A 15,195-nucleotide genomic window follows, 5' to 3' on the forward strand; every position below is an offset into this window, starting at 1 on the left:
ATGTACAGGCTAAACTGTTCTTAACGATCAGACTGTATATCTTGACGATGAGGAACTTTTTACGGTGACTTGCGTATGCAGCTTTACACCCACCGCACTAAGATTGTCGCTACTATTGGCCCCGCCAGTCGATCGCCCGATATATTGAAGCAAATGGTGCGGGCTGGCATGAACGTCGCCCGGCTCAACTTTTCCCACGGCAGCTACGAGGATCATGCCCAAACTGTTGCCATGATTCGTCAGGTGTCTGAAGAGTTAGCCATGCCTGTGACAATTCTGCAAGACTTGCAAGGACCAAGATCCGCGTTGGCGAAATGCTGAACGGTGGACTGCCCTTGGATGAAGGAGATGTACTGTCTCTCGTCCCCACCCATGCGTTTGATCATCAGCCGAATACGGTTTCGATCGACTACCCCTATCTATCGGAGGAAGCGATTCCGGGTACGCAAATTCTGTTAGATGATGGCTTGCTGGAGCTAAATGTCAAGGAAGTGGAAGGCGACACAGTGCATTGCCAGGTGGTCAAGGGGGGGCTGTTAAAGAGCCGGAAGGGAGTCAATTTGCCGACGCTGAACTTGCGATTACCCTCCATGACGGAAAAGGATGTGGATGATCTGAAGTTCGGATTGGCGCAGGGGGTGGATTGGATTTCCTTGAGCTTTGTCCGACGCGGTGAAGATGTGCGGGCCCTGCGAGCATTGCTGGCGGAACAGGGTAAATCGGAAACGCCCGTGCTGGCAAAAATTGAAAAACCCCAGGCGATCGAAAACCTGGAGGAGATTCTACCCGAATGCGATGGAATCATGGTGGCCCGGGGGGATTTAGGTGTGGAGTTGCCCCCAGAGCGGGTTCCTATGCTGCAAAAGCACATCATTCGTCGCTGTAATCAGATCGGCATTCCCGTCATTACCGCCACTCAAATGCTGGAGAGCATGATCCAGAATTCTCGTCCGACGCGGGCAGAAGCCAGTGATGTGGCCAATGCGATCGTTGATGGAACGGATGCCATTATGCTGTCGGGAGAATCAGCAGTGGGCGGTTATCCAGTGCAGTCCGTCGCCATGATGGCCCGAATTGCGACTGAAGTAGAGAAGGGACTACGGTTTGTTAATAATCCGCCGGCCAAATCCGACGAAACCCATGCCCTCAGCGAGGCTCTGAATGCGATCGACGACACGCTCAATTTGCGCTTAATTGTTGCCTTTACCAGTACGGGATACACTGCTCGCCTGGCTGCGGCAGAACGCCCCAGAGCAACGGTCGTTGCCATTACGCCGAATCCAAAGGTGTATCACCAACTGAACCTGGTTTGGGGAGTCAAGCCCTTACTGATCGAGCGCGAAGTGGATACCTTTGAGGAAGCCGTCCAGCAAGCAGAACTCTACTTAGTTGAACATCAGCTTGCCATCCCCGGCGATCGCATTTTAATTATGGGAGGAATCCCGATGCGAACCGCAGGCGGAACTAACTTTTTGAAAGTTCATACGATGGGGTAGACCCCGGATGGAAAACCGAATGGCACTGACATCAGCAATTATGAATCCTGAACCCTTGATTGCTCGGAGGGCGGGCATTGTCCACCCGCCTTAGGATCGTGGATCAAATAACCTGTAATCATTCTGCCTTGTTGACTGGGCGGGCAAGATGCCCACCCCACAAGAATTTCAGGTTATTAAATTTGCATTCCTTAATATAGTGCCATTCGGAGCAAGTCTATTGGTGCATCAAGTCTATCCCTTCACCTGTCCACTCGTCGCCAGCACCCGCGCACTCACACCGAACACACGCAGTAACCCTTCAGAATCTGAGTGGTTATAATCGCCCACCCCTTCCATCGAAGCATTCTCTTCAGAATAGAGAATGTGGGGCACATCCGTTGCGCCAACAAAGGAGAGGGTTCCCTTGTAGAGCGAAATGGTAATAGTTCCCGTGGCCAGTTCTGCCGTACAGTCGATCGCCTGCCGGGCCATGTGGGTTGCCAGATCGTACCAGTAGCCCTGGTAAATTTGCTTGGCGATCAGCAGAGAAAGCTGATCATAAAACTCGCGGGCGCGGCGATCGAGAATCAGTTGCAGCAGGTAAGCATAGCAGGTTCCCAGGATTTCTACCCCCGGACTTTCGTAAACTCCGCGAGACTTGATCCCCACAAAACGGTTCTCCACCAGATGCGTCCCAATTCCAATCCCGTACTCTCCGCCGATCGCATTTACCTGCTCGAAGACTGCCACCAGATCTAACGGTTGACCATTCACCGCCACCGGACGACCCTTTTCAAACCGAATGGATAATTCCTTTGCCTGATCCGGCGCATCGGCTGGATAGCAGCCCATGATCGGTTTAACAAATTGGGCTGGAGTGGTGAGGGATTCCAGCATCCCAGATTCGTGGGTCAGTCCCAGCAGGTTGGCATCGGTGGAGTAGGGCTTATCCTTGGAGGCGGTAATCGATAGCCCTTTCTCCTGGCAAAAGTCAATCATTTCCGTCCGTCCAGGGAACCGCGCTAAAAAGGATTCATCTCGCCAGGGGGCATAGACCTCAAACTCAGGGGCCAGCATGTTGGTGATCAGTTGGAACCGCACCTGATCATTACCGCGACCCGTGGCTCCATGACTGAAGATAGTCAGTCCTCGCTCCTGCATCGCTGCAATCATGGCTTTGGACAGCACACAGCGCGCAATCCCCGTCGTATTCCAGTAGCGACCTTCGTAGCACGCCTGCGCTTGAATCACATCCACGCCAATCTCCGCGATCGCCTCCCGACAGGGCAACAGGACAAAATCCACTGCTCCCGCCTGCAACATCCGTTCTCGGATCGCCTCCACATCGTCCTCATCGGGCTGCCCCAAATCTGCCGTGAAGCAGACCACATTCACCCCCTGATCCGTCAACCATCGGGTAATGGTGCAGCTATCCAACCCCCCCGACCCGGCAAAGGCGATCGTTTTTCCCTTGAGATCTTGCGCTTTCATAGGCCAATTCTCCTGTAACCGTCCGCTGGCTTTTCTGATGTCAAAGCTTCATTATCTAACCAAACTTGAACCAATCCTGTTGGCAGTTCTACAGATTTTGTTCAAGCTTCGTGAGAATGCGGAGTAGACAGGTTTTGCAGTTTTGTAGGTGGGCATTGCCCACCTTACCCATCGAATCATCCAGCCGTCAGGCTCATATCCGTATCCAGGCTCATATCCGCATCCACATCGGCTTTCATGCCCTCCACAAACTGCTCTGTAGAAAGAATCTCCCACCGATTCTCACTCTCCAACTTCAGGACATGCTCGTGGTAGCGCAGCAGGCTGGCCCGATGGCCGACGCTGACATAGATGGCAGCCGTTTCTCTAATTTTCTGGTAGACCAGTAGCTCGTTTTTCAGATCTAACGCGCTCGTTGCTTCATCCAAAATCGCGTAGCGGGGACGGGTCAGCAGCATCCGGGCGATCGCCAACCGCTGTTGTTCTCCCAGGGAGAGAAGATTACTCCAGTCCAGTTCCGTATCAAAGCCAGAAACGCGATCGGGTAGATCGGCCAGGTTGACCTGCTCCAGAACCTGCATGAAGGTATCATTATCCACTTGAGCATCCGTATTGGGATATAGCAACTGTTCCCGCAGGGTTCCCAGAATCATGTAGGGCCGCTGGGGCAAAAACAGCATTTCGCTTGATTCAGGACAAACAATTTTGCCAGTTCCCGCTTTCCAGAGTCCGGCGATCGCCCGCAGCAGGGAGCTTTTCCCTACGCCACTTTGACCCACAATTAGCAGCCCCTCTCCCGGTTGCAGAGACATGGACAGGTCTTGAACCAGGGTACGCTGGCGGTTGGGAGTCAGCAGGGTCAGGTTTTCGATCGCCAGGCGAGAGTCAGTTTCAGCATCGATCGTGGGGAGAGCAGTATCGGTGACGGGATCGCGCTGGGGTTGTTCGTCCGCCAGAGTATCGAGAGCCTCAGAGAAAGCAGCCAGTCGGCGAATGCCTGCCGCGAAGGCACTGAGGGATTCAAACTGCACCACGATCACCGATACGGCACTCAAGACCTGGCTAAAGGCACTGTTCGCCTGGGTGACTACTCCAAACTCCACCTGTTCGGCAAAGTATAGGGGAGCCATCACCAGAAACGGCAGGACGATAATCAGATAGTCGTAGCCCGTGGTGAAGAAATTCAGGTTTCGCTGCCAGCCAATCAAGAAATCAAAGTTGCGAATCGCCTCAGAAAAGCGACGTTTCACCTGATTAGATTCCTGTCCTTCCCCTCGGTAAAAGGCGATCGACTCGGCATTGTCCCGGACATGAACCAGTCCGTAGCGGAAGTCGGCTTCTCGTCGTAGCTGGTTGTAGTTCAAGCCAATCAACCGTTTCCCAAACCAGACTGTCCCGATGGTTCCCACGGCTGCGTAGGCAATCAGCACCAGCACCAATGGCACCGAAATCGACCAGAGAATGCCCGAAAAGGCGATCAGTTGACTGGTGGAAAACACAATCAACGTCAGAAACCGCAGACTGTCTACCGTGAAGGCGCGAATATCTTCGGAAATCCGCTGGTCGGGGTTGTCGATCGCACTGATGGCATTCACATCATAATAGGCGCGGTTGTGGAAATAGCGATCGAGAAAGTATTTCGTCAACCATTGTCGCCAGTACAGTCCCAGCTTGTCGCGCACATAGACATAAAATACGCTGACTGGAATTGCCACCACAAACACGCCAAAATAAATCCAGACCATCCGGTAAAACTCTGGCACGTTGCGCTCAGACAGGGCAGTGAAAAAATCGCGTCCAACGAAATTCAGTACCGCGTTCATGGCGGTAAAGGAGATGAGCAAAACCAGCAGCAGGGCCAACACTCCCCGCGCTTTCCACCGTTCCTCCGAAAACCAGTACAGCTTGGCGATCGCCCAGAATTGCCTCAACAGGCGGCGATCGACACGGCTAAAACGTTCAACAACAGGACGATCGGCTCGACTCATGGCAGCATGAAGTTAAAGAAAATAAAAATCATGGTGCAATGGTAACAGAGCCAGCAGGGGGCAGTGGTTGCGATTCCTCCAGACGTAACCCGGGATACCTTCCGCCTTCCGCTTTCTAGCTTTAAACTGCTTCATCCAGGACTCGAATTCGCAATACCTCATTCCTCATCAATGGTTCAATCTGAGATTCAGAGACAACTAAAACTGCGATCGTCTCCCCAATGGCATTGAACACTTCCAGGCTATATCCATCCTCCCCCTGAGTCACAGGATGGTGCTCCACAACGGTAGCAATATCCCCGCGATGTAGGTGATATTTTGGAAAATCTTCCTGCAAAGCTACTTTTGTAAACAACTCGAACGCCATCACTCCCTCTCCTTGTCTGGTCATTAAGCCTGAATCAATGACTTGCGAGCCTTGATTTCCAAATACACCAATAGCGCATTCACATCAGCAGGGTTAACCCCCCCCGTACGAGCTGCCTGACCGATCGTCAGAGGTCTAACCTTGGCTAACTTCTCGCGGGCTTCCTTGGAAAGGGTATCGATCGCAGCATAGTCCAGATCAGATGGAAGGGGACGATTGGCATGGCGGGCAATTTGATCGATCTGATTTTGCTGCCGTTGCAGATAGCCAGCGTACTTGATGTCGATTTCCGCACCTTCCCGCTCGGCTCGGTTTAAATCGGGTTGACCTAACCCGTGGCGATCGAGGTGTTCGTAGTGGAATCCTGGACGACGGAGTAAATCCGCCAGGGTAATGGATCCCTTAATGGCTTGATTCGTTTCCGCCGCAATCTGAACGCCGATCGGATCTCGTTCTTTAATGCGTGTCGTATGCAATCGCTCTTTTTCTGCTGCAATATTCGCCTGCTTGTGTTGGAACAACTCCCAACGGCGATCGTCAATCAATCCGATTTCTCGCCCCAGGGGAGTCAATCGCTGATCGGCATTATCCGATCGCAAGAGCAATCGGTATTCCGATCGAGAGGTCAGCATACGGTAGGGTTCCCGCAGATCTTTGGTGCAGAGATCATCCAAGAGCGTTCCGATATAACTCTGCTCTCGTGGAAAAATAATCATCTCCTGACTCTTCGCCAACCGTGCCGCATTGATTCCGGCGACAATCCCCTGGGCTGCGGCTTCCTCATATCCCGTTGTGCCGTTAATCTGTCCAGCACAGAATAGCCCTTCAATCTTTTTGGTCATCATCGTCGGATAACACTGGGTCGCAGGCAAATAATCATACTCCACGGCATAGGCAGGACGCAGCATGACGCAGTTCTCCATCCCTGGCAGCGATCGCAGCATTTGCAGTTGTAGATTTTCAGGCAAACCCGTAGAGAACCCCTGAATGTAAAGCTCAGGAATATCTCGTCCTTCTGGTTCAATAAAAATTTGGTGGGATTCCTTATCGGCAAACCGGACAATCTTATCTTCAATGCTGGGGCAGTAGCGCGGCCCCTTGGCATCCACCCAGCCACCATAGACTGGAGACAAATGCAAATTTTCCCGTATGAGCCGATGGGTTTCTGCCGTAGTGCGAGTGAGATAACAGGGCATCTGTTCCCGCTCCACCCAAACCTCTGGATCAAAACTAAACCAGCGAGTGTCTACATCCCCAGGCTGTTCCTCCATCTGACTGTAATCCACCGATCGCCGATCTACCCTGGCTGGCGTTCCCGTCTTCAGGCGACCCGTTTCAAAGCCCAGGCGGTTTAGCGTTTCAGTTAATCCCACCGCTGCAAACTCACCGGCTCGACCCGCCGCCATTGACTTGTTGCCCACCCAGATAATTCCACCCAGGAAGGTTCCTGTGGTCAACACCACCGCCTTACAGCCAAAGGCCACGCCAAAATAGGTCTGAACCCCAATCACCTCATCGTTTTTGCCCAGAACCAGATCCGTCGCCATGCCTTCCCGCACCGACAGATGCTCCTGATTTTCCACGATCCGCCGCATCACGGCTGCATATTCCCGTTTGTCCGTCTGGGCCCGCAACGCCCACACCGCCGGGCCACGGGAGATGTTGAGTACCCGCTTCTGCAAATAGGTGCGATCGGCCATCTTGCCAATTTCACCCCCCAGGGCATCCACTTCATGGGTCAACTGCGATTTGGCCGGGCCACCTACGGCTGGATTGCAGGGTTGCCAGGCGATTTTGTCCAGATTCAGGGTTAGCATCAGCGTCTTACAGCCCAACCGAGCCGCCGCCAAAGCCGCCTCACAGCCGGAGTGCCCTGCACCTACGACAATGACATCAAACTCATCCTGGAACTCGACAGACTGGAAATTGACAGACGATCGCAACGTCATAACTCTCTATTGCAGCAGCTTCATACCTAATACCTATATTAGAGCGTGGCAGCCAGAGACTAAGGATCATGGATTAAATCACCTGTACAGTGCTCTACTGTGTTGATAGGGCAGGCAAGACTTCGGCTTGAGCTCAGTCGAAACGCTGCCCACCCCACAAGAACTTCAGGTGATTAAATTTGCTTTCCTAACGGGGATCAGCCTTCGTCACAAAGCGTTCATTCGGGGCAACGGTTAATTCCAACGGTCGCTGGTCTGCATGGGCCCTGACCACCTGCCGATAGACGGAGTGGTTGGTTGGAGCAGTCACCCTCTGCCCATTGGCATCATAGGTAATGGTATAGTCCACACTGCGGATCAACTGAGGCGATCGCATTTCCTCATCGGAGGATCGTCTGCGGTCTTCCATTTCATCGATCGTTGGCCGGGGTGGAACGGCTGGCCACCACAAGCCCTGGTTATCGGGCCCACTCACCGCATCCAGCGGCCGCACCCCATTGCGATTGGCCAGCGAAGTGGAGGCAAACTGCTCGCGGCGATTGCGAATCGGTTTATCGGGATTGGGCGCGTATTCCACCTGCCAGGTATAGGTGACTAAAGCCGTTGCTTCATAGTCGGTGGTGATCACATTTGAGCAGCCACCCAGGATCATGCCCAGAGAAACGCTGGTGAATGTGATTGCGCGATGGAGCGATCGCCGCCATTGAGGAGAAGTCATCACCATAGAACTCAACCCGATAGAACTTAAATCCAGGAGTACTACTGTATTGATAACACCTTTGCGCTGGGATTCAGGGCGATCGAGTGCCAATCGCTAGAGCGGATCGGGTGTGCCATCTTTCTCTCCTCCCGCTTGTCCTGTATCTTGAATGGGAGATTCGGACGGTTCACATCTCCTAATAAATTCCTAATAAATCTATGCGTTTAAGCCTCTGCATAATCGTCAAAGATGAGGCCAAAAGCCTGCCTCAGTGTTTAGAAAGCGTCAAAGATGTTGTAGACGAAATGATTGTGCTGGATACGGGTTCCAGCGATGAAACAGTGGCGATCGCCCAGTCCCTGGGTGCTCAGGTTGAGCATTTTGCCTGGAATAACGACTTTTCAGCCGCCCGCAATGAGAGCTTAAAGTACGCCAGCGGGGATTGGATCCTGGTGCTGGATGCGGATGAGCGACTTGCCAAAGATGTGGTTCCCTTCATGCAGCAGGCGATGCAGGAGCCAAATGCCCTGGTGGTGAATCTTGTCCGCAAGGAAATTGGAGCCGTTCAATCTCCCTATTCCCTGGTGTCGCGGCTGTTTCGCAAACACGATCGAATTCACTTTACCCGCCCCTACCACGCGATCGTCGATGACAGCGTTACCGACCTGCTGAAGCAAGAATCTCAATGGCGAATTATTGAACTGCCCAAGGTGGCCATTCTCCACTACGGCTATCAACCTGGGACGATCGCCAGCCGCAACAAGTTAGAAATGGCGGAGACGTCCATGACGACTTTTCTTAAAGCTCACCCCACGGATCCCTACGCCTGTAGCAAGTTGGGGGCATTGTATGTGCAAAAGGGAGACTGCGATCGCGGCATCAAGCTGTTAGAACAAGGTCTGCAAACCGTCCTGACCCCCGACAGTTCCCCCCGCGCCCTTTACACTGGACTGTTCAGCACCGCCAACGCGCCCCTGCTGTTTGAACTGCACTATCACCTGGGACTGGCCTACAGCCGGATTCGCCAACCCGCCCAGGCGGAGCAGCACTATCGATTAGCTGTACAGCAGCCCGTGTTGAATCAACTCAAGCTGGGAGCCTACAACAATCTGGGAACCCTCCTGCAAACGAAGGGTGATCTAAATGGTGCGAAGGGAGCCTATGAAGCTTGCTTAGAAATTGATCCAACCTTTGTCACCGTTCACTACAACCTGGGCATGGTGCTGAAAGCAATGGGGCAACTGACGGCAGCGGCAGGGCAATACCAAAAGGCGATCGACTTCAATCCCAACTATGCAGAAGCCTACCAAAACCTGGGGGTCGTTTTGTTAAAGCTGGAACAATCGGCTGAAGGGATGCAGGCATTTAAACGGGCGATCGATCTCCATCAGCAGCACAATCCCCAGGAAGCGGCCCGCCTGCGGCAAGGATTGCGGGAACTGGGATTTCAGGATATTTAAGTTATGTTAAAATTCTCGTGTGCCAGTGAGCCAAATTGTCCAAGTATGCGTATCTAATTCAGGGGATATGTATCTGAACCTGTTGAGATAAACCGTGCCCATTTTGTGCTGATGTAAACGGAGGGAATACCAGGTGAATGAAAGTAAATTTTGTAAGCCTTATCACTCTTTATTAGGCTGAGTTCAGTCATAATTACGGGTAGAAGTATCATCAATTTCACCAGCTCTCCGTAGCTTGCTAATAGTTTGCTAACCATTGCGAGATATCTTCTTTTATTAAGAGAACGCTGATCTTTGTCATGAAGTCTTTAGTATAGGTAACATTCAGGATGTACCGCTTTAAAGGCGTATTTCTTTTTACATTCCGGGTGCATCTTGTTGAAATTGTCCTGTAGGGTGAAGATCTACCAGTGATTGGGTGCACTACCGTTGGATTGCTTGAAGCCTGAATGTTTACTGTTTGGAGTAATAAGGTTACTACTGGTTAACAGCTCTTTGTTAACAGTTCTCATTGGCGCATTTCAAACCGATTCACATCAACACGGATCGAGCAATCGACAGGCATTTTCCTGAGATTTGCTGAGGAGTGTTCTAGGAAAGGATTGAACGGTTTGCTAACAAGAGGTCGTATCTTCAGGTACGTATTGCCGTACCTCGATGTATCATTTCCCAGAAGCCTTGTCCATTCGCTAGACGAGAGTTGGACTGATTGGCGTTCTGAACACCATTCTGCTCTTAATTCCATGTAGAATGAATAGCCCGACCTTCTTGTTTCTGATTCTGTGACTGTCGATCGCCTGTACGCGACTCAGTCCATTGATTTAGACATTTGAAGGAGGCGTTCCTGAAAATTTTTCGTTGTGTCTTTAATGCTCCACTTTTGAGTTAATCCACCGAGGTACCGATTGTTGTACTTCTTTGGATAGATTTCTCTAGACTTTCCGTTGTGGATGACCTGACTTTGGGTCATCTTTTAGAGGAGTGATACGCTCATCAGCTCAGTTGATTTGCAGGAAAGGAAGCGGTAGGATCCTGACCTGCCCAGGGGTCTATTCCAGAGACTGACCTGAGTTTTGAGATGCCAAAACCCTGGAGTCTTCTGGATAGGCTTTGAAAGCATTACCATTGATGCTGACTGTGGTTTAGCTCAAATGACTTAGCTCAATGACTTAGCTCAAATGACTTAGCTCAAACGGATAGTGAGGGGTGAAAGGCAGTTTTGCTGCTTTAGAAGAACATTTAACCATCAAGGAACGTGCATCATCTATCTATGGCAGAGTCACTACAAACTTCGGCTTATCCAACTTCAACGTTTCGTCAGGCTGGCGATCGGCGTGAAGCCTGGAAAACATTTGCAGAACCCCCTCCCCTACCCTTACCCATCCAGGGCTTGGAGGTTGAGCGGGGGGAACTGGCCACTCGTCTTTCAAGCTGTGTCCGATTGGACTGGGAAGACCTACAGTGCTTTGAAATTGTCCATCGCCAGTTTCATGAGTATGGGGTAGAGTTTGCCAATGCGATCGCCCTGCGTCCTTCCAACTCGGCTTATCCTGCCTATTCTGGGGTCATGGTGGTCATGGGCGCGCCCAAAGATGGCTGGCTGGAGGCCACGTTTTTGCGTCCAGTCCAGTTCGTGAGCAGCTTTATCACCAGTTCTCGCCGAACGATAGTTACTGCTTTTGATGGCGATAACATTCGGCTGGCCGAAATTGAAAGTCCGGGGGCAAACCTGGCAACCCACACGCAGCATCTTCCCAACGTTTGTCTGAGCCTCAGTGTTCCCAATATTCATCGAGTCACTTTCCATACTTTTAATGGACACTTGACCCTGGATGATTTTTGCTTCAGCTATTGAGGCTACTTCCTGATTACACAACGGTCAGGGCTTGCGCGATCGATGGGCATACTGTCCGTGAATGTTAACCAGATAAGGCATCAGATAGGTCAATCCCACAGAAGTCCAGCGTTCTGGGGTCATCTCGCGCCGCAGGACTGCCGTCCCATGATTAATTGCAAATAGCATTGTCCCAACCACCACTGCCACCCTCAATCCTGTAGGCATGAGTCTGGGATCGACTAAACACAGCAGATAAGCTCTGACTGATTTGACCATCACTCCCTCACTTCAACATTCGCCTCTTTGAGAAGTAGCAAAAAACGGCCCTGCAATCCGTAACAACTGCATCCCTGGCAAAGGAACCTTTGAGGATTTAGCGGATTAGGTTTGAGTCAGCCTGTATCAACAGAGTAAGCTGTGGGTATGTTGTGCTACGGGCCAATGTTGTGGGTAAGCCCTTTGGACAGAGAATTATGGCAAGATGGCAACTTCCTAAACAACTGAAACCCTACCGCTGGGTGCTGTTATCGCTGTTGGGAATCCTCTCGCTGACGATCGCCATTGTTCTGGGTCAAATGGCCTGGCACCAGGGTGAACCGGGTGCAGCGTTCTCAGAGTCTGCTCCAATCGAATCTCCTTTGCCCGCAGTTACCCCAGAGGTTCCGCTGGAATCCCCTGCATCCAGTCCTTTGCCAGCGAAGGAATCTGCCGTGGGCAAACTGGAAGCGGATACCACTTCCGAGCCATCGAGCCTGACCCCAGAGCAGCAGGCGATCCAGGAAGCAGCAATTGTGGAACTGGAATCTGCCATTCCCACCGTAGATTCCCTGGTTGAGATGAAGGTGGCGATCGCCGTTTCAGTCCCCTCGGTAACGGTAGGAACATCAGCAGAAGCCTATGTGCTGGATAAAACCGGGCAGCAGGTGGATTCCCTCACCGCTGGAAATACCTACACGGCTCAAATCAGCGGGGATGCAGTGGTGTTCAACGGTTCGCCCCTCACTCAAGTCATTTGGGTAGAACCCTCTCCCGATGGCGTATTTTACCTGAATAACCGGGCCTATCGAGGTCGTTTGCTGCTGGCGGCGGCGAATGGCTCATTGTGGGCAGTGAACTACGTCAGTATGCGAAATTATCTATACAGCGTGATTCCCAGCGAAGTCTCCCCTAGCTGGAATATGGCAGCCCTGAAAGCGCAGTCGGTGGCGGCCCGTTCCTATGCCCTCCACTACTACTTCCAGCCAATTAACGATCTGTATGACATGGGCAATGATGAGTACTTCCAGGTTTATAGCGGCATTCGTACAGAAGCCGATCGCACCAAACAGGCAGTGAATGAAACCGCTGGAGAGTATGTCAGCTATAAGGGGGGTGTAGTGGAATCGCTGTATGCCGCTTCAGATGATATTGTGGCTGAAGTGTTTCAGGGGCAGGGCATGAGTCAACTGGGAGCCTTACGCCTGGCTAATCAGGGCTATACCTACGAGCAAATTTTGGCGAATTATTACCCCGGTACAAAGGTCGCGCGGATTGTCCAGGATTTTTAAGAAAAGGAATCAAACAAGCTGAAATTCTGGTGGGGTGGGCAGCTTGCCCGCCCAGTCAACAAAGCAGAACCACTCCATAGAGAATTGAATCCCCAATCCTTAAGAATTAACCTGGGAAACAACCTCATGGTCGGGTAACTTTGCCTGCATCACCAGACAATTCCCCCCATTGACCTGCAAGCGATATTCCACCCGATCCATTAATCGGTTCAAAATCAGCCAGCCATAGCCTCCCTCTTGTTGTTCTTCCGGCGCAGGGGGTAGGTAGGTAGACAAATCAAACCCTTTACCATGATCCCAAATTTCCAGTTGCAGATCGCGGTCTTTTAGCTCCATGCGAATCAGCACTGGCAAGTTGGGTTGATTACGATGGGCGTGGCGCACCACATTGGAATAGGCTTCCACCAGCACCAGACGCAGACGGTTCGACTGACGTGACCAGTCCACCTGGTCTTGTAATTCCACCTCCAGCGATCCCAGCAGCCAATTTTCAACGATCGTCAGAAACCTCAGATCACTTGGTACGTGAAGCTCAGTCCTCATTGTCTACAGAACCTCCAGAGAGAGTATAGTTTGGTCATCCTCCTGAACGGGAGTACAGGCGCGGATGTGCGCTAATAAATCGCTCAAGTTCAGTGTTCCCTGTTGTTGCCTCAGAAGTTGCCAAAGTCCCGATTGTTGCAGCATGGACTGGACAGGAGTTGTTCTACCGTCTGATGGCATCACCGTTGCCTCAGTAATGCCATCACTGGTGAGTAGCAACACATCACCCGAATCGAGATTTAATGTCCCCGCATTGGCTCGCCACAGGGGAAGAATGCCCAACGGCACTCCCCGCACTTTTAAGTAGTTGGGTTCGATCGCCTCATCATCACCGGATTGACCAACGATCACCGCCACCCGTTCCCGTGACCACACCATAGGATAAATATGCCCCGCATTGGCATAGGTCAAAATGCCCGTACTGGGTTGATACCGTGCCAGCACCATTGTGATAAAGCAGTTACTCCCCACCAGATCCTCGGATAGGGCACTGTTGAGATTTTGCAAAATTTGATTGGGTTCCGGCGGCGTTTCCAAAGAAAGTTCTCGGCGGAGAAGGGAAATTGCACTAGCCATAAACAACGCAGCAGGGACTCCCTTGCCAGACACATCCCCCACGGCCAACCAGACATCCCCCTGAGGATGGACATACACCTCAAAAAAATCTCCCCCCACCTCGCGGGCGGGATGGCACTCTGCCTGCACCCGTACGGATTCTGAGGTAGACCAGCTTTGCCGCAGCAGGTTCATCTGAATTTGCCGGGCGACTGCCAGTTCAGTCCGCATCTGCTCTGTTTGCTGCTGAATCCGCTGGTATAGTTTCGCCTGGGAAATTGCCAGGGCGGCCTGTTCTGCAACTCCTTGAATCAGTTGAATTTCCCCCGTTGTCCAGGAATGCCCCGGCCCAAACTGGAACAGCACCAGAACAGCTAAAACTTCCTGCTGATAGGTCAACGGCACAATCAATTGAGTGAATGGCTCGGCTGAAGTGTCCTGATGGATCTGAATCTGTCGTTGTTCCAGGGCGGCCAGCAGTAGCTCTGGCGCGAGGTTTTGCGGTATTGCCTGGTCGATCGCCTCGCAGATGGTATGGGTATAAATCTCTGTTGGAGAGAATACAGATTCTACCCCTCTAGTATCGTCGATCGGATATAGAACGCAGCGATCGCTGCCAAAGGCCTGTCCGATGGCATTAGCCACAGTTTGGAGCATACTGTAATAATCCAGCGACTCCCGAATGGCTGTCATTACCGTATTAAGAATCGATTCCCGTCGGAGAGCACTGTGCAGCTCATTGGTGCGCTGTTTAACCACACGATAGGTTTCGGCCGCCTGCCGGACAACTGTTTCCAGGTCTTGAGGATTCCAAGGTTTGGTGATGTATTTAAACACCTTGCCCTGATTGATGGCTCCCACCAGATCCTCCAAGTCGGTATAGCCCGTCAGCAAAATCCGGATGGTGTCGGGATATAGGGCAACCGTGTGGCTTAAAAATTCGGTGCCATTCATGCGGGGCATTCGCTGGTCTGAGATGATGATGCCCATCTCACCCACCTGCTCCAGCAGTTGCAAGGCCTTCATGCCACTCTCGGCCCGAAACACTTCAAAGTCTCGACGAAAGCTGCGATACAGCAGATCCAGGTTGTCTGATTCATCATCAACCACCATCAACCGCAACTTGCTTTGATCCCCTTCAGCCGGTTCAACCATGACTTCCCCGTACTCCTCCAACCCGATAGGACGCACTCCAGCCTTTGATTAGCGTACCCAGAATGGGAGGGGAGGTAACGGGGGTGGGAGTCGGGTTCTAGATTCGAGTTCTCTCTGCGTTATTG

The 15,195-nt window shown here is 52.0% G+C and carries 11 protein-coding genes and 1 pseudogene; 4 read left to right on the forward strand and 8 right to left on the reverse strand.

From position 1 onward, the window contains the following. Window positions 1-75 precede the first annotated feature (75 nt). Window positions 76-1,496, forward strand: a pseudogene (gene pyk / locus ACM1PF_RS32980) (pyruvate kinase). 234 nt (window positions 1,497-1,730) lie between these two features. Here the strand turns inward: pyk and argG are convergent. The 5 genes from argG to ACM1PF_RS33005 form a co-directional block, all read right to left on the reverse strand. Continuing rightward, window positions 1,731-2,969, reverse strand: coding sequence for an argininosuccinate synthase (argG, locus tag ACM1PF_RS32985; RefSeq protein WP_416670658.1), 1,239 nt, complete (start codon window positions 2,967-2,969; stop codon window positions 1,731-1,733). Between the two features lie 176 nt (window positions 2,970-3,145). Continuing rightward, window positions 3,146-4,957, reverse strand: a complete 1,812-nt coding sequence (locus ACM1PF_RS32990) for an ABC transporter ATP-binding protein/permease (protein WP_416670660.1) — start codon at window positions 4,955-4,957, stop codon at window positions 3,146-3,148. 121 nt (window positions 4,958-5,078) lie between these two features. Continuing rightward, on the reverse strand, window positions 5,079-5,324 hold the full coding sequence (locus ACM1PF_RS32995; RefSeq protein ID WP_416670661.1) for a DUF4926 domain-containing protein: 246 nt from the start codon (window positions 5,322-5,324) through the stop codon (window positions 5,079-5,081). Between the two features lie 23 nt (window positions 5,325-5,347). Continuing rightward, complete coding sequence (gene mnmG / locus ACM1PF_RS33000; RefSeq protein WP_416670663.1) at window positions 5,348-7,273, reverse strand: tRNA uridine-5-carboxymethylaminomethyl(34) synthesis enzyme MnmG; 1,926 nt, start codon at window positions 7,271-7,273, stop codon at window positions 5,348-5,350. Window positions 7,274-7,460: 187 nt separating this feature from the next. Further along, window positions 7,461-7,991 carry a hypothetical protein gene (locus ACM1PF_RS33005; RefSeq protein WP_416670665.1) on the reverse strand — a complete coding sequence of 177 codons (531 nt, stop codon included), beginning with the start codon at window positions 7,989-7,991 and terminating at the stop codon, window positions 7,461-7,463. Window positions 7,992-8,191: 200 nt separating this feature from the next. Here ACM1PF_RS33005 and ACM1PF_RS33010 point away from each other — a divergent pair, with 200 nt between their 5' ends. Then, a complete protein-coding gene (locus ACM1PF_RS33010; protein WP_416670666.1) occupies window positions 8,192-9,433 on the forward strand; it encodes a glycosyltransferase in 1,242 nt (413 codons plus the stop codon). A 1,270-nt stretch (window positions 9,434-10,703) separates the two neighbouring features. Then, window positions 10,704-11,288 (forward strand): hypothetical protein, encoded by a 585-nt coding sequence (locus ACM1PF_RS33015; RefSeq protein ID WP_416670667.1) that lies wholly within the window; start codon window positions 10,704-10,706, stop codon window positions 11,286-11,288. Between the two features lie 24 nt (window positions 11,289-11,312). Here ACM1PF_RS33015 and nrtS read toward each other — a convergent pair whose 3' ends face one another. Beyond that, window positions 11,313-11,546, reverse strand: a complete 234-nt coding sequence (gene nrtS / locus ACM1PF_RS33020; protein ID WP_416670669.1) for a nitrate/nitrite transporter NrtS — start codon at window positions 11,544-11,546, stop codon at window positions 11,313-11,315. Between the two features lie 197 nt (window positions 11,547-11,743). Here nrtS and ACM1PF_RS33025 point away from each other — a divergent pair, with 197 nt between their 5' ends. Beyond that, window positions 11,744-12,817 (forward strand): SpoIID/LytB domain-containing protein, encoded by a 1,074-nt coding sequence (locus ACM1PF_RS33025; protein ID WP_416670671.1) that lies wholly within the window; start codon window positions 11,744-11,746, stop codon window positions 12,815-12,817. A 99-nt stretch (window positions 12,818-12,916) separates the two neighbouring features. On the opposite strand, the gene ACM1PF_RS33030 is transcribed toward ACM1PF_RS33025, so the two are convergent. Both ACM1PF_RS33030 and ACM1PF_RS33035 read right to left on the reverse strand, forming a co-directional pair. Further along, window positions 12,917-13,360 carry an ATP-binding protein gene (locus ACM1PF_RS33030; protein WP_416670672.1) on the reverse strand — a complete coding sequence of 148 codons (444 nt, stop codon included), beginning with the start codon at window positions 13,358-13,360 and terminating at the stop codon, window positions 12,917-12,919. Window positions 13,361-13,363: 3 nt separating this feature from the next. Then, entirely contained in the window at window positions 13,364-15,070 is a 1,707-nt protein-coding gene (locus ACM1PF_RS33035; protein WP_416670673.1) for a SpoIIE family protein phosphatase, read from the reverse strand. Window positions 15,071-15,195 lie beyond the last annotated feature (125 nt).

This window comes from Egbenema bharatensis FJBBOT/2019 (assembly GCF_048077055.1).
In the GTDB taxonomy this organism is placed as follows: Bacteria; Cyanobacteriota; Cyanobacteriia; order Elainellales; family Elainellaceae; genus Egbenema; species Egbenema bharatensis.